Annotated in this window: 16 protein-coding genes; 10 read left to right on the plus strand and 6 right to left on the minus strand. The window is 67.6% G+C overall.

What is annotated here, in order from left to right:
- Nucleotides 1-208 precede the first annotated feature (208 nt).
- The 3 genes from EV651_RS33915 to EV651_RS33925 all read right to left on the minus strand — a co-directional run bounded on the left by EV651_RS33915 (nucleotide 209) and on the right by EV651_RS33925 (nucleotide 3,309).
- Nucleotides 209-814 (minus strand): hypothetical protein, encoded by a 606-nt coding sequence (locus EV651_RS33915; RefSeq protein WP_133789367.1) that lies wholly within the window; start codon nucleotides 812-814, stop codon nucleotides 209-211.
- Nucleotides 811-2,124 carry a hypothetical protein gene (locus EV651_RS33920; protein WP_133789368.1) on the minus strand — a complete coding sequence of 438 codons (1,314 nt, stop codon included), beginning with the start codon at nucleotides 2,122-2,124 and terminating at the stop codon, nucleotides 811-813. The genes EV651_RS33915 and EV651_RS33920 overlap by 4 nt, the downstream gene beginning before the upstream one ends.
- Nucleotides 2,125-2,439: 315 nt before the next feature.
- Nucleotides 2,440-3,309: a LacI family DNA-binding transcriptional regulator gene (locus EV651_RS33925; protein WP_133789369.1), complete on the minus strand. Its 870-nt coding sequence runs from the start codon at nucleotides 3,307-3,309 to the stop codon at nucleotides 2,440-2,442.
- A gap of 73 nt (nucleotides 3,310-3,382) precedes the next feature.
- Between EV651_RS33925 and EV651_RS33930 the strand changes: the two genes are divergently transcribed.
- From EV651_RS33930 to EV651_RS33955, 6 genes are all read left to right on the plus strand, one after another.
- Nucleotides 3,383-4,591 (plus strand): ROK family transcriptional regulator, encoded by a 1,209-nt coding sequence (locus EV651_RS33930; protein WP_133789370.1) that lies wholly within the window; start codon nucleotides 3,383-3,385, stop codon nucleotides 4,589-4,591.
- Nucleotides 4,592-4,739: 148 nt separating this feature from the next.
- Complete coding sequence (locus EV651_RS33935; protein WP_133789371.1) at nucleotides 4,740-6,434, plus strand: ABC transporter substrate-binding protein; 1,695 nt, start codon at nucleotides 4,740-4,742, stop codon at nucleotides 6,432-6,434.
- Between the two features lie 13 nt (nucleotides 6,435-6,447).
- Nucleotides 6,448-7,437 carry an ABC transporter permease gene (locus tag EV651_RS33940; protein WP_133789372.1) on the plus strand — a complete coding sequence of 330 codons (990 nt, stop codon included), beginning with the start codon at nucleotides 6,448-6,450 and terminating at the stop codon, nucleotides 7,435-7,437.
- A 16-nt stretch (nucleotides 7,438-7,453) separates the two neighbouring features.
- Entirely contained in the window at nucleotides 7,454-8,371 is a 918-nt protein-coding gene (locus tag EV651_RS33945) for an ABC transporter permease (protein WP_133789373.1), read from the plus strand.
- Nucleotides 8,368-9,243, plus strand: coding sequence for an ABC transporter ATP-binding protein (locus EV651_RS33950; protein ID WP_166658881.1), 876 nt, complete (start codon nucleotides 8,368-8,370; stop codon nucleotides 9,241-9,243). Before EV651_RS33945 ends, EV651_RS33950 begins: the two co-directional genes overlap by 4 nt.
- A gap of 76 nt (nucleotides 9,244-9,319) precedes the next feature.
- A complete protein-coding gene (locus EV651_RS33955) occupies nucleotides 9,320-10,120 on the plus strand; it encodes an ABC transporter ATP-binding protein (protein WP_133789374.1) in 801 nt (266 codons plus the stop codon).
- Nucleotides 10,121-10,169: 49 nt separating this feature from the next.
- On the opposite strand, the gene glmM is transcribed toward EV651_RS33955, so the two are convergent.
- From glmM to rplM, 3 genes are read right to left on the minus strand one after another with little or no spacing between them, the layout of a single operon-like run.
- A complete protein-coding gene (gene glmM, locus EV651_RS33960; RefSeq protein ID WP_133789375.1) occupies nucleotides 10,170-11,516 on the minus strand; it encodes a phosphoglucosamine mutase in 1,347 nt (448 codons plus the stop codon).
- Nucleotides 11,517-11,523: 7 nt separating this feature from the next.
- Nucleotides 11,524-12,045 (minus strand): 30S ribosomal protein S9, encoded by a 522-nt coding sequence (gene rpsI / locus EV651_RS33965; RefSeq protein WP_131286310.1) that lies wholly within the window; start codon nucleotides 12,043-12,045, stop codon nucleotides 11,524-11,526.
- A 35-nt stretch (nucleotides 12,046-12,080) separates the two neighbouring features.
- Nucleotides 12,081-12,524, minus strand: a complete 444-nt coding sequence (gene rplM / locus EV651_RS33970) for a 50S ribosomal protein L13 (RefSeq protein ID WP_131286311.1) — start codon at nucleotides 12,522-12,524, stop codon at nucleotides 12,081-12,083.
- 285 nt (nucleotides 12,525-12,809) lie between these two features.
- Between rplM and EV651_RS33975 the strand changes: the two genes are divergently transcribed.
- From EV651_RS33975 to EV651_RS33990, 4 genes are all read left to right on the plus strand, one after another.
- Nucleotides 12,810-14,096 (plus strand): citrate synthase, encoded by a 1,287-nt coding sequence (locus EV651_RS33975; RefSeq protein ID WP_238157372.1) that lies wholly within the window; start codon nucleotides 12,810-12,812, stop codon nucleotides 14,094-14,096.
- A gap of 985 nt (nucleotides 14,097-15,081) precedes the next feature.
- Nucleotides 15,082-15,660 (plus strand): RNA polymerase sigma factor, encoded by a 579-nt coding sequence (locus EV651_RS33980; protein WP_238157373.1) that lies wholly within the window; start codon nucleotides 15,082-15,084, stop codon nucleotides 15,658-15,660.
- Complete coding sequence (locus EV651_RS33985) at nucleotides 15,657-16,490, plus strand: hypothetical protein (RefSeq protein ID WP_133789377.1); 834 nt, start codon at nucleotides 15,657-15,659, stop codon at nucleotides 16,488-16,490. The genes EV651_RS33980 and EV651_RS33985 overlap by 4 nt, the downstream gene beginning before the upstream one ends.
- A gap of 76 nt (nucleotides 16,491-16,566) precedes the next feature.
- Entirely contained in the window at nucleotides 16,567-17,568 is a 1,002-nt protein-coding gene (locus EV651_RS33990) for a LacI family DNA-binding transcriptional regulator (RefSeq protein ID WP_133789378.1), read from the plus strand.
- The last annotated feature ends 36 nt before the right edge of the window (nucleotides 17,569-17,604 follow it).

A 17,604-nucleotide genomic window follows, 5' to 3' on the forward strand; every position in this document is an offset into this window, starting at 1 on the left:
CCCGGCGACACATCCACCACCACAGTCAACGCCACGAACCAATGATTCCGAAGAACCAACCCGGAGTAAAGTTACTTCGCTAACGCGACACTAGAGAAAAGAGAGATTTAGAGTGGTAGGTGCTTGGCTGGGCTCGGCGCACATCTTCAGTCATCAGGACCCCGGTTCGTTCAGCGCGCGGTGAAGATCCTCGACCTCAACTGCCTGATCACCGCTCCTCGACATCGTGCTCTGCTTTCGCGCCGGCGTGCTTGACCGGCGTCTTCGCGCGGGAGTCCGCCACTCTGGCGCGTTCAGCCTCGTCGACCGCGGTCAGCGATGCCGGATCGATTGCGAATGGCGGCTGGACACTCCGCTCGGCTCTGGTGCGGAGGAAGACCGCGGTGTACGTCAGCTCGATCGTGCCTTTGTCTGTTACGAATTCGCCGCCACGCTCGAGGAGCTGGACCATCGGCTCGTACGGGTCGTCCAATGTGGGGAACCGCTGTTCGGGTCGATCGTCCAAGGCCACCCAACGGAACATGTCCGTGACGACTTCCTTTGTTGCCACGCCGAGCCCATGACCGACCGCGGCTTCCAACCGCTCGAGCCATAGCGGCTCGACCTCGATCGATGGATCAAACGTCAGCGCCAGCTTGAGGAACGGCCACCCGCGCTCGACGCCCAACGCATCACCCCACACAGCCATACGCCGCAGGAACTCATTCGCCAGGCGTGCGCGTGACTTGGCATGCCGCTCCTCGGCTTCGTCGTCATCCCAGTTCGCTGCGAGCAAGCGCTCAAGCAGCCGCTCCATCGCCACGTTGTCCGTCACAGTCCCAGCCCTTCCTTCGCCAAGCGAACCACCTCGTCAAGATTCGACAGGTCCGCCGCCACTCGAAGATCACCTCGTGGTATTCCCAATCTAGTGTCCCAAAGCTTCAGCAAGTCCGTCGTCGCCGACCGCATCGACAGCGGCGCCGTATTGTGTGCCGACGGAAATCGGGGCGACACATCTGGAGAGCCGTCGTCATCGAAGGCTTGTGGATCACTAGAGCGGTAGGGCAGCCCTGCCTCCATCAGCTTCGCTTCTACGTACTCGTGTGCCAGGAACGACCAGAACTGCATCTGCTGCACGCTGTCCAGATCGGCGCCCGAGGCAACCTTCTCCCACAGTTCGCCGTAGCGCCGATCTGGGGTGAAATAGCCATGTTCGACCCGATCTGGCCCCACGGCTACGTCGTGCCGGCGTACAAAGAGGTGCTGCTTGACCTCGTCTACCACCTCTCTTGGGTATCCGCTGTGATCCGCGACCGCGTCTACATCGTCGGCCGCACGGATCCGCCGGTACTGCGCCATCTCGTCGGGCTCGGCCTCTTCGACGAACTCATGAACGCGTCCCCCTCGGTCATCGCTGCCGACCACGCGAGTCGTGGCCGACTCATTCTCTGTATCGGCCGGCACATCAGGTTGCCGACGAGGCGCACTCAGATATTGGAGGCGGGCCAAAGTGTCGTCGTGCACCATGTGGGCTCGAAGATCAGGAGAATAGGACGCGAACGGATCCTGTCGCGCTGAGTTGGCATCCAGGGACGTTGTCTGGACATCGCTACGGCCACTCGGGATATCCACGCGAGGGCTTTCGACCGACCTTTGTGGTTCAGCAATGGGACGTTCGATTTCGCGCTCGGTCGAGGCGGTTCCCGATACGGGTGAGCCGCTGTCCTGCGTGGATGGCTCCTCCGCCGGATTCGAGTGGTCGTCGTCCTTCGCAGACCGAGATTCGACGTCGTCGTTCGTGGCCGGAGCGGTCGACGGTGTGTTCTGCTCAGGCTGGTGAGCGGCCGCCGGCCGAATGGCAGGATCGTTGTCCCCGGCGGACTGTGCGGTCTCCGCGGCGTCAGCTCCGGGCCGCACTTTGCCTAGGTATTGGAGGCGGGCCAGGGTGTCGTCGTGATGCATATGGGCCCGGACCTCAGGAGGGTAGGTAGCGAACGTGTGCTCCTGCTCCGAGCGAGTGTTTACCTCGCGCGCTGCCGACGTGGACCGGTCACGCTCAGGCAGCTTGCGGCGATCGGGCTCGTGTGTCTCCTCCGGGCGTACAGAGATGTCGTCCCGACGAACCGGTGCGGGATCGTCCGCCATCTCATCCCTCGGCCCAGCATCAGCAGGATCCGCCTGAGCCTCGGCGTCGTCCGCACCGCGGTGTCGTCGTCTGTCCATGACCTGCTTCCAGCTCAGTTGAGGCGCAGCGGACGCGCGGTCAACCGAGCGAACGCTTCCGCCCGGCCTCCTTGTGGAACTACATCGGCTATCGGCGAGAGCTGTCTCAACGATGACAGACCACCGCTCGGCCGGTTCGGTGAGGCGTGGATGGTTGGCTGCAGAGGCGTGCGCGAAGTCAGCAGGCTTTCACGGGACTTCCTGAGTGAACTCCGAGCGGAGCTACTGGCAGGCTGATCACGGTTCTGCTGGATGCCGTGTCCCCGGTTCGGCCGTTGACTGGGCGAGGCGGATTGTTGGTTTCGGGACCTGGTACGTCGTGACCTCGCCGCCCTGCATGACTGCGAGGATCGCTTCGCCGACGATCGTGCCGAGGCCGTGGACGTCGACCGTGACGACGCTCAACGGCGGGTGCGCCAACCGGGCGACCGCCGTGTCGTCCCACGCGATCACGGACAACTGATCGGGGATGCGTACGCCCAGGTCCTTGGCCGCGGCGAGACCACCGATCGCCATCAGGTCGTTGTCGTACACAACGGCTGTCGGGACCTGGCTGCCGGTCAGCAACCGTCTGGTCGCCTCCCGGCCCGCGTCCTCGGAGTAGTCGCCTTCAATGACCCGGCCCTGCACGTCCCGCTCCACACAAGTCTCCATGAACGCGTCGTCCCGCGCCTGGCAGTGCAGCATGTCCCGCGGACCGCTCACCCGGGCGATGTCGCGATGCCCGAGATCCGCGAGCGCGCGAACGGCCGCCCGGGCGCCCTCGGCGTTGTCGACGAGCACGTTCGTGATCGGCGCCTGCAGTTCCGGCCCGCCGAGCAGCACCGCCGGCACCCCGAGCCGCTCGAGCTCGGCGAGCCGCGCGTCGTTCGCCCGGAGGTCGACCATGACGACGCCGTCGACGTGGTCGTTGGCCACCCAGCGCTGCCAGGTCGCGATCTCGTCGGCGATATCGGCCGCGAACTCGATCAGCAGACTCACCCGCCGCCCGTCGAAGACCTCCTCGATCCCCTGGACGACGTCGGCCATGAACGGCTCCATCCCGAGCAACCGCCCGGGACGCGCCAGCACCAGCCCGGCGATCCGCTCCCCCGTCACCTGCTGCATAGACTCCCCTTCAAGGCCACCGAAGCCACTATATTCACAGACCTAACAAACTCGGCAGAGAGCAGATGTCCCGATGCAGCAGGTCAGCGACGCGTCGCGGTCACCGGGTTACGACCCGGCGCCGACGAACAGCCGTGCCCTCATTGTGGACAGCATCCGCTCCGCGGGCACGGTCAGCCGGGTGGAACTCACCCAGATCACCGGCCTCACCGCCCCCTCGGTCACCACGCTGGTGCGGCGGCTGATCGACGACGGCCTGGTCGACGAGGCCGGTCGCGGCTCGTCCACCGGTGGTAAGCCTCGCACGATGCTGCGGATCAGGGCAGCAGCCCGGTACGTCGTCGGCGTCCATCTGAGCGCCGACAGCCTGACGTACGTGCTGGTCGACTACGCCGGCGCGGTCGTGGCCCGCTGGCGGCGCGCCGGGCCGGGCGACGACAGCGACCCGGAGCAGGTCGTGGAGCGGATCGCGACCGAGACCACCGAGCTGATCGAGCGCTCGGGGATCGACCCCTCGCTCGTGCTCGGACTCGGCTTCGTGTGTCCCGGGCCGCTGATCCGCAACCGCGGCGTCACGTCCGCGCCGCCGTCGATGACGCAGTGGGTCGGCTTCCCGATCCATCGCCGGCTGGAGGAACGGCTCGGCCTGCCCGCGCTGCTCGAGAACGACGCGACCGCGGCCGCCGCGGGCACCCGGCTCACCACCAGCCACGACGTCTCGGTGATGGCGGCGCTGTTCATGAGTGAGGGCATCGGGTCCGGCCTGCGGCTGAACGGCAACGTCTACCAGGGCGCCCACGGCAACGCCGGCGAGGTCGGGCACACCTGCGTCCAGATCGGCGGTCCGCAGTGCTGGTGCGGGAGCACCGGCTGTCTGGAGGCGATCGCCGGTCCGGCCACGGTCGTCGCCAAGGCGCGCGCGGCGGGGCTCGATCTCGGCTCACCACGGCGTACCGGGGTCGCGGCCTTCGCCGCCATCGCCCGGCTGGCGCTGACCGGCGACTCCCGGGCCGAGGCGATCCTGCGGGACTCCGCGTCCTGGCTCGCGCTCGGCGCGCAGACGATCACCAACATGTACGACGTCCAACTGCTGGTGCTGACCGGGCCTGCGTTCGCCGTCGCCGGGACGATCTACCTGCCGATCATCCAGGAGCGGATCCTGAGCTCCGCGTTCGGGCGTGCCGTGAACACCGAAGTGGTGCTCGACGAGCGCGGACACGACGCCGCCGCGATCGGCGCTGCGCTGATGATGCTCCGCTCGGAGCGCGCGATCTCCGCCTAGGTCGGGTCCGGCTGGGCACCCTTCGCTGTCGAACCGTTACTGGTCCAACCCTTGCGCCTTGTTTATTAGGCGAACTAAGTTACGGCCCAGCTTCCCTGGCGGGTGCCGGGTGACGCGTTCGACGACCGCGTTGGAAAGGAATCGATCAATGCTCCGGAACCCGACGAACCGCCCACGGGTGCGGCGCCTGGTGAGCGCCGCAGCCGCCGCGACCGCCACCGCTCTCCTGCTCGCCGCCTGTGACGGCGCCGCGGCCGGCAACCAGACCGCCAACAAGGACGCCTCGATCACCGTCGCGGCCGGCGACATCACCACTGAGAACTTCAACCCGTTCAGCAGCACCGCGCTGCAGCCGACGCTGGGCGTCATCTACGAGCCGCTGTACTGGTACAACTTCGCGAAGCAGTCGGACCCGACGCCGGTGCTGGCCTCCGGCTTCTCGTGGAACCCCGCCGGGACCGAGCTCACCATCAAGCTCCGGCACGACGTGAAGTGGAACGACGGCCAGCCGTTCACCGCGAAGGATGTCGCTTTCACGTTCAACCTGGTCGCGAAGACGCCGGCGCTGAACCCGTCCGGCCTCGCCGCGACCGCGAAGGCCACGTCGGACGACACCGCCGTACTGACCTTCAAGACGAAGTCCCTGATGCAGGAGCCGGCGGTGCTCGCCAACCAGGCGATCGTGCCCGAGCACATCTGGAAGGACATCAAGGACCCGACGACGGACCTCAACAAGAACCCGGTCGGTACCGGTCCGTTCAAGGTGAAGTCGTACACGCCGCAGAGCTTCGTGCTGACCAAGAACGAGCAGTACTGGGATACGGGCAAGCCCACCATCAAGGAGGTGCGCTACCTCCCGGTGACGTCTGCGGACGCCGCGAGCGCCGCCCTCGTCGCGGGCAAGGTCGACTGGGCCAGCGCCTACCTGCCCGGCATCGACAACATCATGAAGTCCGGCAAGAACCTCACCTACGTGAACACGCCGGTGATGACGACCGTCGTCGTGACCTGTTCCAACGCGGCCCTCGGCTGCACCGGGCCGCAGACCGATCCGGCCGTCCGCAAGGCGATCTACCTGGCGATGAACCGCGAGCAGCTCGCGAAGCTGGCCGGCGGTGGCGTCGCGGGCGTCGGCTCGCCGACCATGCTGCTCCCGGGCCGCGACGACAACTGGATCGCGGACGCCGGTACGGCGAAGCTCCCGCAGAGCGCCAGCGCGGACGAGGCCGGCAAGCTCCTCGACGCTGCCGGGTGGACGAAGGGCAGCGACGGCGTACGGGCGAAGGACGGCAAGCGGCTGTCGCTGACGGTCCAGACCGTCACCGGCTGGAGCGACTACATCCTGATCAACGACACCCTCAAGCAGCAGCTGGCCGCGGTCGGCATCGAGCTCAAGCCGAGCCAGGTGTCCTGGAACGAGTGGAACGCCGCCCAGACCAACGGCAAGTTCCAGCTGTCGCTCGACTCCGTCGGCCTCGGCGCGTCCACGAACCCGTACTTCACCTACGACAGCAAGCTCGCCACGACGAACACCGCCCCGGTCGGCAAGTCCGCATCGGCCGGCAACCAGTCCCGGTTCTCGAACCCGGCCGTGGATGCCGCGCTCAAGACGGCCGCCGGTACGACGGACCAGGCCGCGCAGAAGGCGGAGTACGCGAAGATCCAGTCGATCATCGCCGACCAGCTGCCCTACATCCCGGTCTACGTGAACTCGATGCTCACCGAGTTCAACACCTCGCGCGCGACCGGCTGGCCGACCAAGGACAACATGTACGTCCTGCCCGCGGCCTGGAAGGCGTGGGACGCCGGCATCGTCCTCAAGACGATCAAGCCCGCCAGCTGAGCGCGGGGCGTCTGTGCGCTATCTGCTGCGGAAACTCGCCTTCTACGTGGTCGCCCTCTGGGCGGCCCTGACGCTGAACTTCCTGGTTCCCCGGCTGATGCCGGGGAACCCGGTCGACCTGATGCTGTCCAAGCTCGCGACCAAGGGCCCGGTCACGCCGACCACCCGGAACGCGATCGAGGCCCTGCTCGGCACGGACACTCATTCGTCGCTGTGGAACCAGTACTGGACCTACCTGCACCACCTGGTCACCGGCGACCTCGGTACGTCGATCGCGTACTTCCCGGCGCCGGTGTCCCAGGTCATCGGCCAGACACTGCCCTGGACCGTGGGTCTGATCGGTCTCGCGACGGTGATCTCGTTCGCGATCGGAATCCTGCTGGGACGCGCCGCCGGCTGGCGGCGCGGTTCCTGGGTCGACAACCTGATCCCGGTCACCACGATGCTGCAGTCGGTGCCGTACTTCTGGCTCGCTCTGCTGCTGCTCTTCCTGCTCGGCAGCACCTGGCCGGTCTTCCCACTGAGCGGCGGGTACGACGTGTACTCCGTGACGCCGGGCTGGAGCCTGCCGTTCGCGCAGTCCGTGCTGTACCACGGAGCCCTGCCGGCGCTGACGATCGTCATCTCGTCGGTCGGCGGCTGGATGCTCGGCATGCGCAACATGATGGTCTCGACGATGTCCGAGGACTTCGTCGTGACCGCCGAGGCGAAGGGTCTGACCCCACGCCGGATCCGATCCCGGTACGTCGCCCGGAACGCGGTGCTGCCGTCCATCTCCGGGTTCGCGATCTCGCTCGGTTTCGTGGTGGCCGGCTCGATCGTCACCGAGGCGGTGTTCTCGTACCCGGGCATCGGCTCGGCACTACTGCTTGCCGTCGGCAACAACGACTACGCGCTGATGCAGGGCGTCTTCCTGATCATCACGCTCGCGGTCCTCGGCGCGAACCTGCTCGTCGACCTCCTGTACGGCGTCATCGACCCACGCACTCGTGCGCGGTCCTAGAGAGGGGTGAACCTGTATGGCCATCACCACTGAAGGGGCCGCCGCCGTGGAAACCTCGGCGCCGGTCCGCCGCCGGTCCTTACCGCCGATGACGCTCAAGCTGGCCGTCGGTCTGGGCATCGCCGGCCTGATCATCCTGTTCGGGGTGATCGGTCCGCTGCTGGTCGGCAACCCGTCGACGGTGCGGGACGTCGGCCTGACCGGGCCGGGGAACGGTTTCCTCCTCGGCACCACGCAGAGCGGTCAGGACGTGTTCGCCCAGCTCGCGTACGCGACCCGCGGCTCGCTGATCATCGGCGTCGTGGTCGGCGCGATCACGCTGCTGCTGTCGTCGTTCTTCGGCGTGGTCGGCGCGTTCATCGGCGGCTCGACCGACGAGGCGTTCTCGCTGTTCACCAACATCATGCTGGTGATTCCCGGTCTGCCGCTGGTGATCGTGATCTCCAGCTACGTGCCGAACAAGTCGATCTGGCTGGTGGCCGCGGTCCTCGCGATCACCAGCTGGGCCGGGTCCGCGCGCGTCCTGCGCGGTTTCACGCTCAGCGTGCGCAGCCGCGACTACGTGCTCGCGGCCCGGATCGGCGGCGAGAAACGCTGGCGGATCCTGCTCGTCGAGATCCTGCCGAACCTGATCCCGCTGCTCGCGTCGCAGGTGGTGTTCGCGGTGATCTTCGCGATCCTCGGCGAGGCCGGCCTGTCGTTCCTCGGGCTCGGCGCGTCCGGATCGTTCACCTGGGGCACGATGCTCTTCTACGCACAGAACGGGCTCGCGCTCCGGCTCGGCGCGTGGTGGTGGTTCGCGCCGCCCGGCCTGGCGATCGCGCTCTTCGGCGCGGCGCTGTCGCTGATCAACTTCTCGATCGACGAGATCATCAACCCGAAGCTGCGCGCGCAGACCCGTGCCGAACGCAAAGAGTGGAGCGTGCAAGCGTGAGTGTGTTGAGTATCGAGAACCTGAGCATCGATTACCGCGCCGAGACGACCGTGCACGCCGTACGCGAGGTCTCACTCAGCCTGGAACGCGGCGAGATCCTCGGGCTCGCGGGTGAGAGCGGCTGCGGGAAGTCGACGCTGGCGTACGGGATCACTCGTCTGCTCAAGCCGCCGGCGGCGATCACCGGCGGACGGGTCGTGTTCTCCTCCCGTGAGGGGTACGACATCGACCTGTCAACGCTGGCCGGCGACGACCTGCGCGCGTTCCGTTGGGACAAGATCGCCATGGTCTTCCAGGGCGCGATGAACTCGCTCAACCCGGTACTGCGGATCTCCGAACAGCTCGAGGACGTGTTCATCACGCATCGGCCCGAGCTGAGCAAGGCAGAGCGCCGCATACGCTGCGGTGAGCTGCTCGAACTCGTCGGCGTCGACCGGAACCGGCTTCGCGCCTATCCGCACGAGCTGTCGGGCGGGATGCGGCAGCGCGTGATGATCGCGATGGCACTGGCCCTCGATCCGCAGGTGCTGATCATGGACGAACCGACCACGGCGCTCGACGTCGTCGTCCAGCGCGAGATCCTCCGGGAGATCACGCGCCTGCGATCGGAGCTGGGGTTCGCGGTCATCTTCATCACCCACGACCTGCCGCTGCTGCTCGAGATCAGCGACCGGATCGCGGTGATGCGGGCCGGGCTGATCGTCGAACTGGACGACGCGCTGACGCTCTACACGAAGCCGAAACACCCGTACACGAAGCGATTGCTGTCGTCCTTCCCCAGCCTGACCGGTGAGCGCGGCGGCTTCGTACGGACCGGCGAGATCGCACTCGACGTCGCCTTGGACGAGACCGATCAGACGGTGGAGGCATAGTGAGCGAGCGAAGCGAGAGATCAATAGGTAGAGCAGCGCTCGCTCGCACCGGAACCGAGCGAAGCGAGGTGGAGGTGTGAGCGTGCTCGAGATGCGCGATGTGGTGAAGGAGTACCGGCTGCGCAACGGTCTGCGGACCACGCGGCTGCGCGCCGTCGACAAGGTGAGCTTCGAGCTGACGCCGGGCCGGACGATCGCCCTGGTCGGACAGTCCGGGTCGGGCAAGTCCACGATCGCCAAGTTGCTGATGCAGCTCGAACGGCCGACGTCCGGGGCGATCCTGGTGGACGGCGAGCCGATGCGGTACCACGGTGCGCCTGCCGCGGCGTACCGGAAGGCCGTGCAAATGGTGTTCCAGGACCCGTTCGCGTCGCTGAATCCGTACCACACGATCAGCCATCACCTGGAACGGCCGGTGAAGCTCCATCACCCGGACTTCACCCGCGAGCAGGTCGGCGAGCGGGTGCTCGAACTGCTCCGCCGGGTCCGGCTGGACGAGGACTTCGCACACCGCAAGCCGCACGAGTTGTCCGGCGGTCAGCGGCAGCGCGTCGCGATCGCCCGGGCGCTCGCCCCCGAACCGGCGATCCTCGTCGCGGACGAGCCGGTGTCGATGCTCGACGTGTCGATCCGCCTCGGCGTACTCAACCTGCTCGGGACCCTGCAACGCGAGGAGAACCTCGGCGTCCTCTACATCACCCACGACCTCGCGACCGCACGGCACTTCAGCGACGAGATCATGGTGCTGTACGGCGGTGTCGTGGTCGAACACGGTCCGGCGGACGACGTGATCCTGAACCCGCAGCACGAATACACCAAGCTCCTCGCCGAAGCCGCCCCGGCCCCCGAACGCCGCCTGGCCGAACTACACCCGTGAACGACAAGTACGCCGGAGAGGACGACCTCTCCGGCGTACTTTGCTGTGCTTAGAGCTTCAGCGAAGAAGCGACAACGTCCGCGAGCGAGTGGGCGATCTCGTCGGCCGTGTCCGAGGACTCGGCCTCGACCATCACCCGGACGAGAGGCTCGGTGCCCGACGGGCGCAGCAGGACCCGGCCGGTGTCGCCCAGGCGCGTGGTGGCCTCGGCGACGGCGGACTGCACCGCGGGGTCGGTGCCCGCGCGGGACTTGTCCACGTTCTTCACGTTGACCAGGACCTGCGGGAGGCGGGTCATCGCACCGGCCAGATCGGCCAGGGTTTTGCCCGTCTGGGCCACCCGGGCGAGCAGCATGACCGCGGTCAGCGTGCCGTCGCCGGTGGTCGCGTGGTCGGACAGGATCACGTGCCCGGACTGTTCGCCGCCGAGCTTGTGGCCGCCGGCCTTCATCGCCTCGAGCACGTACCGGTCGCCGACCTTGGTCTGCTCGACCGCGATCCGCTCCCGGACCATCGCCTGCACGAAGCCCAGGTTGCTCATCACGGTCGCGACCACGGTGTCGTTCGACAGCCGGCCGCTGTCGCGCATCGCCAGCGCCAGGATCGCGAGGATCTGGTCGCCGTCGACGAGCTCGCCGTTCGCGTCCACCGCCAGGCAGCGGTCCGCGTCACCGTCGAGCGCGATCCCGACATCGGCGCGGTGCCCGACGACCTCACGCTGCAGGCCCTCGATATGCGTGGACCCGCAGTTCAGGTTGATGTTCAGCCCGTCCGGGGCGGCGGCGACCGTGATCACCTCGGCGCCGAGCCGGCGCAGTGCCTCCGGCGCGGTCTGCGAGGCGGCGCCGTTCGCGCAGTCGATCACGACCTTGAGACCGTCGAACCGGTTCGGTGCCGAGCGGACCAGGTGCGAGACGTACGTCTCGAAACCCTGCCCGTCGTCGGTCACCCGGCCGACGGACGCGCCGGTCGGGCGCTGCCACTCCTCGCCCATCCGGGCCTCGATGGCGTCCTCGATCACGTCGTCGAGCTTGATCCCGCCGCGGGCCAGGAACTTGATGCCGTTGTCCGGCATCGGGTTGTGGCTGGCGGACAGCATCACGCCGAGGTCGGCGCCGGTCGAACCGGTCAGGTGCGCCACGGCCGGGGTCGGCAGCACGCCGAGCCGGACCACGTCGACGCCGGCGCTGGCCAGACCGGCCACCACGGCGGCTTCCAGGAACTCACCACTGGCACGCGGATCCCGGCCCACAACGGCGCGTGGCCGGTGCCCTTCGAAGGCACCGGCCTCGCCGAGTACGTGAGCTGCCGCGACCGAGAGGTCGAGCGCCAGCTCCGCGGTCAGGTCCACGTTCGCCAGGCCACGGACTCCGTCCGTGCCGAACAAACGCCCCATCAGGTGATCAGCGCTTGCTGTACTGAGGCGCCTTACGGGCCTTCTTGAGACCGGCCTTCTTGCGCTCCTTGATCCGCGCGTCGCGGCTGAGCAGACCGGCCGACTTCAGGCCCTTGCGGTTCGCCTCACGGTCGGCGTCGTTCAGGCAACGGGCCACACCGAGCTGCAGCGCGCCGGCCTGGCCGGTGATGCCGCCGCCGTTGATCCGGGCGATCACGTCGTACGAGCCCTCGAGGCCCGCGACGACGAACGGCTCGTTCACGTGCTGCTGGTGGACCTTGTTCGGGAAGTAGACGTCGAGGTCCTTCCCGTTGATCTTCCACTTGCCGGTGCCCGGGACGATCCGAACGCGAGCGACGGCTTCCTTGCGACGGCCGGTGGCGCCGGCCGGGTTGATGACCGCGACCCGACCCGTCTCGGCGCGCTGCTCCGGAGCCGGGTTCGTCTCGGAGGTGTAGGCGACCGGGCCCTCGGTGTCGATGGGGACCTCGGTGTCGAACTCTTCGGTCTCGGTGGTGATGTCGCTCACGCTGTGAATCCTCGTTTACCTGGTTCGTCGATCGCTTACTGGGCGATCTGGGTGATCTCGAACGGCTTCGGCTGCTGCGCCGTGTGCGGGTGCTCCGGACCGGCGTACACCTTCAGCTTGGTCAGCAGCTTCCGGCTCAGGCGGTTCTTCGGGAGCATGCCCCAGACGGCTTTCTCGACGGCCTTGCGCGGGTCCTTGTCGAGGATCTCGCCGATCGGCGTCGCCGTCAGACCACCCGGGTGTCCCGAGTGGCGGTACGCCAGCTTGTCGGTCCGCTTGGTGCCGGACAGGGCCACCTTGGAGGCGTTGACCACGACGACGAAGTCGCCGCCGTCAACGTGCGGAGCGAACGTCGGCTTGTGCTTGCCGCGCAGCAGGGTGGCGATCTGGACGGCGAGCCGACCGAGCGTGACGTCGGTGGCGTCGATCACGTGCCACTCGCGAGTGACGTCAGCAGGCTTCGGGCTGTACGTGCGCACGGTCGTTGACCTTCGTTTCTCAGAGGTTGAACAAAACTGGACGTCGGCGAGCGGTCAGCCGACAAGACAGTGTCTGTACCGGACCTGGAACGCACAACAGCAGCCCAGAATACCGGCGCGGCCACGTTCGGGTCAAAGCGAGCCCACACGCCGAGGGGCCCCCGGCTTGGAAGCAGCTGAGGACAGCACTAGTTTAGCGGTGAAGATTGCAGTCCGAATCGCGTCCCGCCGGCTGATCTACCCTCATTCATCCAGGCGATGACGCCAGCTTCCGAAGAGGGCATTGTGACCGAACAGTCGCTCACCGTCCGGGACAACCGGACCGGCAAGGACTTCGACCTTGCCATCACCGATGGCACCATCCGTGCCGCAGACCTCAAGCAGATCAGCGCATCCGACGGCGACGGTGGCCTGGCCACCTACGACCCCGGCTTCGTCAACACCGCGTCCTGCCGTTCCTCCGTCACCTTCATCGACGGCGACAAGGGCATCCTGGAGTACCGCGGGTACCCGATCGAGCAGCTCGCCGAGCAGTCGAACTACCTCGAGGTGGCCTACCTGCTGGTGAACGGCAAGCTGCCGAACAAGGCGGAGTACGAGGCCTGGGCGCACGACGTGACGTATCACACGTTCGTGCACGAGAACCTGAAGACCTTCATGCAGGGCTTCCGGTACGACGCGCACCCGATGGGCATGCTGCTGGCCTCGGTCGGCGCGCTGTCCACGTTCTACCCCGAGTCGCGCAACATCTTCGACGAGGAGTCCCGGGCGCTGCAGATCCGGCGGCTGATCGCGAAGATGCCGACGCTCGGCGCGTTCGCGTTCCGGCACGCCCAGGGCAAGCCGTACGTGTACCCGGACAACGAGCTCAGCTACACGGCGAACTTCTTGTCGATGCTGTTCAAGATGAGCGAGCCGAAGTACGCCGCCGACGACCGCCTGGTGCGGGCGCTGGAGATCCTGTTCATCCTGCACGCCGACCACGAGCAGAACGCCTCCACGAACGCGGTCCGCGCGATCGGCTCGACCCAGGTGGACCCGTACACCGCGGTGGCCGGCGGGATCGGCGCGCTCTACGGCCCGCTGCACGGCGGCGCCAACGAGGCGGTGCTGAAGATGCTCCGCCGGATCGGCTCGATCGACAACGTGCCGTCGTTCATCGAGGGCGTGAAGGCCGGCGAGGAGCGGCTGATGGGCTTCGGCCACCGGGTCTACAAGAACTACGACCCGCGGGCCAAGATCATCAAGAAGGCGGCCGACGACGTCTTCGAGGTCACCGGTATCAACCCGCTGCTGAAGATCGCCGTGGAGCTGGAGAAGATCGCGCTGGAGGACGAGTACTTCGTCTCCCGCAAGCTCTACCCGAACGTCGACTTCTACTCCGGCCTGATCTACGAGGCGCTGCAGTTCCCGCCGGACATGTTCACCGTGCTGTTCGCGATCCCGCGGACCTCCGGCTGGCTGGCCCAGTGGCTGGAGATGCTCGGCGACGGCGACCAGAAGATCGCCCGCCCGAAGCAGATCTACACCGGCGCCCGAGGCGTCCAGTACGTCCCCATGGGCGACCGCTGACCCGGAACTGCCTCGACCGCAACAGCCGCCGCGAAGCGCACCTGCTTCGCGGCGGCTGTCTTTTTCGGCTCATGCGACTGATGTGAGGGTGGTCCAGGTGGCGCACCGAACATTGTGGACAGGAGGTGTCGGGCGGCTGGGTAGTGCACCTGAGCGTCATCGTCGTCGCGCGTACGGTGTCTCGACAGTGCTCTACCTGTCGAGCTGACGACCACCCGCCGCAACCCCTGACCGCCGTACCTCCCCAAACTGGTTTGGGGACCGTTTCGTCCGGGACTGGGGAGCCCTGCACCCCGTAAACGGCAGGTGATCCTCCCCAAACTGGTTTGGGGACCGTTTCGTCCGGGACTGGGGAGCCCTGCCCGCAGGCAGTGGTGGGCGAAGACGGGCGATTCCGGCTCTCGTGTCCGATTCGGGCCAAGCACCAACAGCGGGGAAACAAAGTTGCACACAGCGACGAATTCTTTCCCGCCTTGACAGCTCACGCAGGCCGACGCGGCAGCTCACCCCCTCCGGACACTGCCGAAACCCACGACTCGACGGACACCGGCACCTGCGCCACCTCCGCTCGAGGACCGCTGGATGGATCGGCTCAGTTCACCTACCCCTGCATCACAAGAGGACGGGTTATCCGCTGGCATGCAGGGTTCTCCCCTTGCGTACCAGCAGAGAACCCCACGGCGAGGGGATAACCGATCGTCTTGCCGACGGACGGTCGCCGATCGGCCGGACGACCGATGGGCGATCGGCGGGCGACGGGGGGCTGCGGCGGGGACTGGGGACGGGCGCTGGTGACTGGGGACAGGTAATGCCAAGTGCCGACCCACCATTGCCTGTTGCACGACGCCCGATCGGGCTGATCACCGCCGACACATCGGACAGGAGACCCGTTTGCCGCCTGCGGAGAAATCGTCGTCTGATCGGGAACTCGCACGCTCGCACCGACACCTAACGATCGCAAGGGCCATCGTGAGGGGAGTGCGGAGTGAGCGGCATACGGGCTTTGCCTGTTGTCTCGGACCGGGTTCTGTGGGATCAAGCCGCGGCCGGCGACTCCGAGGCGTTCGCGCAGCTGTACGACAGGCATGCGCGGGCGATCTACAACTTCCTGCACCGCCGGACGGGGTCCTGGAGTGACGCGGAGGACCTGACGTCCGCGGTGTTCCTGCAGGCCTGGCGGCGACGGGCCGACGTCGTACTCGATCGTGACTCGGCCCTGCCCTGGCTGCTGCGGACGGCCGACTACACCGTCCGCAACGAGTGGCGGAGCAAGCTCCGCTATCGCCGCGCGCTGGCCGCCGCGCATCTCATCCACAGCGAGGTCGAGGACCCGGCGGACGACGTGGCGCGGCGCCTCGACGACGACAGCCGGATCCGGGCGGTCCAGGCGTCACTGAAACGACTGCCCAGACAGGAACGCGAGATCGTCGAGCTGTGCGTCTGGGCCGGACTCGACCAGGCCGCGGCGGCGGTAGCGCTCGACGTACCGATCGGCACGGTCAAGTCGCGGCTGTCCCGCGCCCGCAAGCACCTGCGCGAACTCGATCTGGAGACCCAGGCATGAACATCCTGCTGCCCGACGGCGACCTGCGTCCGTCGACCCGCGCCCGTCAGCGCGACGAACTGATCTCGATCCTCGAGAGCGAGTCCGGTGCGCCGTCCCGCCGCCGGCTGCTCGTTCCGCTGGCAGCGGTCGCGGCGGTCGTCCTGATCGTCGCTCTTGGCTTCGCTGTGAGGAACGGCAAGCCGCGCCTCGAGGAGGTTGCGTCGGCGCCGGCGGTCGAGCCGTTGAGCGCGGCAGACAAGGCGCATCTCGGTCAGCGCTGCCTGGTCAGGTACAACCTCGCGACATCCACGGGCCACGCGGTCCTCGACGGCTTCCGGTTCGTGAACCCGCCCGGCGACGCCGCTGTCCGCACGTGGGTCGTCGGCTACGGCGACGGCCTGTGGGTGAACTGCGGGTTCGACCAGGCCGGAGTCGTGGTCTCGGGCACAGCGGCCGCACCAAGGCTGGGGTTGTTCAACGAGGTGCAGCCCGGAGGGCAGGGCAGCGGCGCCTACGTGCACTCGATCGCGCGGATCACCGTCACGCCGATCGGCGGCCGTCCGGTCGAGGCCGCGCTCCGCAACGGGTTCTACTACGCCCCGGTCAGGACAGTGCCGGCGAGCAAGGCGCCTGCCGGCAGCACCCCCCGCCCGTACGTCGTTCGCGGGTACGACGCCAGCGGGAAGCTCGTCTACACCAGCGCCGAAACCGAGGCGGACCGCAAGGCCGAGCAGATCGCCTGCCGCGCCGACCCGACAGGCCACACGTACTCCTGGATCGGCACGGAAAGGCCCCTCCCCGCCGCCAAGGACTGTCGTCCCAACCTTCCCTGGACCTGGCTCCCCTGACCTGATGGTTAATGTCTAGCAAATTAACCAACTATGGGGTGTTGACCGGCTGTGGGACCAGGTTAATGCTTTCACCATGAGCAGGGAAGGACGTACGACGCTTCGGGACGTGGCTGAGGCCGCGGGGGTCTCCGTCGCGACCTGTTCGTACGTGCTGAGCGGGCGGGCGGACCGGACCACCCCGCTGCCCGAGCCGACGCGGCGGCGGGTGGAGGAGGCGGCGGGGCGGCTCGGCTACAAGGGCAACACCGCCGCCCGGAGTCTGCGCCGGCAGCGCTCGGAGCTGGTTGCGATCGTCTACGCCCCACCCGTCGGACCGTGGCTGGACCACTTGACCGCGCAGTCCGAGGACATCGCCGCCGCCCACGGCTACTCGGTGATCGGAGTCCCGGTACGCCGCCTGGACCGCGCCGCCCAGTCGCTCCGGGTCATCACCCGCGGCCACGTCGACGGCGCGATCTTCGTCGGCGGACTGAGCGACGAGCTCGACCTCACCGCGGCCCGCCGGTCCACCCGGGCCTTGATGGCCTTCAGCGACACCCTCGAGATGCCGGGTGTCGACGTCGTGCGGAACAACGCCCGCAGAGCACTGGCGGAGGCCACCACCTACCTCATCGACGCCGGGCGGACGCGCATCGCGTTCCTCTCCCACACCGGCGCCCACGAGGACCGCTACCTCGGGTACGTCGACGCTCTCCGACGCGCCGGCCGTGAGGTCGATCCGGGCCTCGTGCGGATCGGTGCCGCCGCCCGTGAGGACGCGGTTCTCGTGGTGCGCGAACTGCTCGACGCGCCGAATCCCCCGGACGCGATCGTCTCGGAGTCCGACCGCGGTGGATTCGCCGCGCTGCAGGCCGCCGTCGACCGGGGCGTCAAGGTGCCGGACGACCTGGCCGTGATCGGTACCGGCAACACCCGGGAGGCGTCGTACTCCCAGCCGCCGCTGACCAGCGTCGGCATGCATCAGCTCGACTTCACCGAGATGGTCGAGGCGCTGTTCGCGCGCATCGACGATCCCACGCTGCCCGCCCGGGAACTGAACATGTCCTGGGTGCTGAACCACCGCGCATCCGCGTAGCTCGCCCCCGAGCCTGCGCCGTGTCCGCCGTTCGAA

Origin of the sequence: Kribbella sp. VKM Ac-2571 (genome assembly GCF_004362255.1) — a bacterium.
Classification (GTDB): Bacteria; Actinomycetota; Actinomycetes; order Propionibacteriales; family Kribbellaceae; genus Kribbella; species Kribbella pratensis.

Bases quoted from the DNA above. Each gene is read 5' to 3' on its own strand.
- EV651_RS33920 (WP_133789368.1), bottom strand. From the start codon at position 2,124: ATGGCGGACGATCCCGCACCGGTTCGTCGGGACGACATCTCTGTACGC.
- EV651_RS33925 (WP_133789369.1), bottom strand. From the start codon at position 3,309: ATGCAGCAGGTGACGGGGGAGCGGATCGCCGGGCTGGTGCTGGCGCGT.
- EV651_RS33930 (WP_133789370.1), top strand. From the start codon at position 3,383: ATGCAGCAGGTCAGCGACGCGTCGCGGTCACCGGGTTACGACCCGGCG.
- EV651_RS33935 (WP_133789371.1), top strand. From the start codon at position 4,740: ATGCTCCGGAACCCGACGAACCGCCCACGGGTGCGGCGCCTGGTGAGC.
- EV651_RS33945 (WP_133789373.1), top strand. From the start codon at position 7,454: ATGGCCATCACCACTGAAGGGGCCGCCGCCGTGGAAACCTCGGCGCCG.
- glmM (WP_133789375.1), bottom strand. From the start codon at position 11,516: ATGGGGCGTTTGTTCGGCACGGACGGAGTCCGTGGCCTGGCGAACGTG.
- EV651_RS33985 (WP_133789377.1), top strand. From the start codon at position 15,657: ATGAACATCCTGCTGCCCGACGGCGACCTGCGTCCGTCGACCCGCGCC.
- EV651_RS33990 (WP_133789378.1), top strand. From the start codon at position 16,567: ATGAGCAGGGAAGGACGTACGACGCTTCGGGACGTGGCTGAGGCCGCG.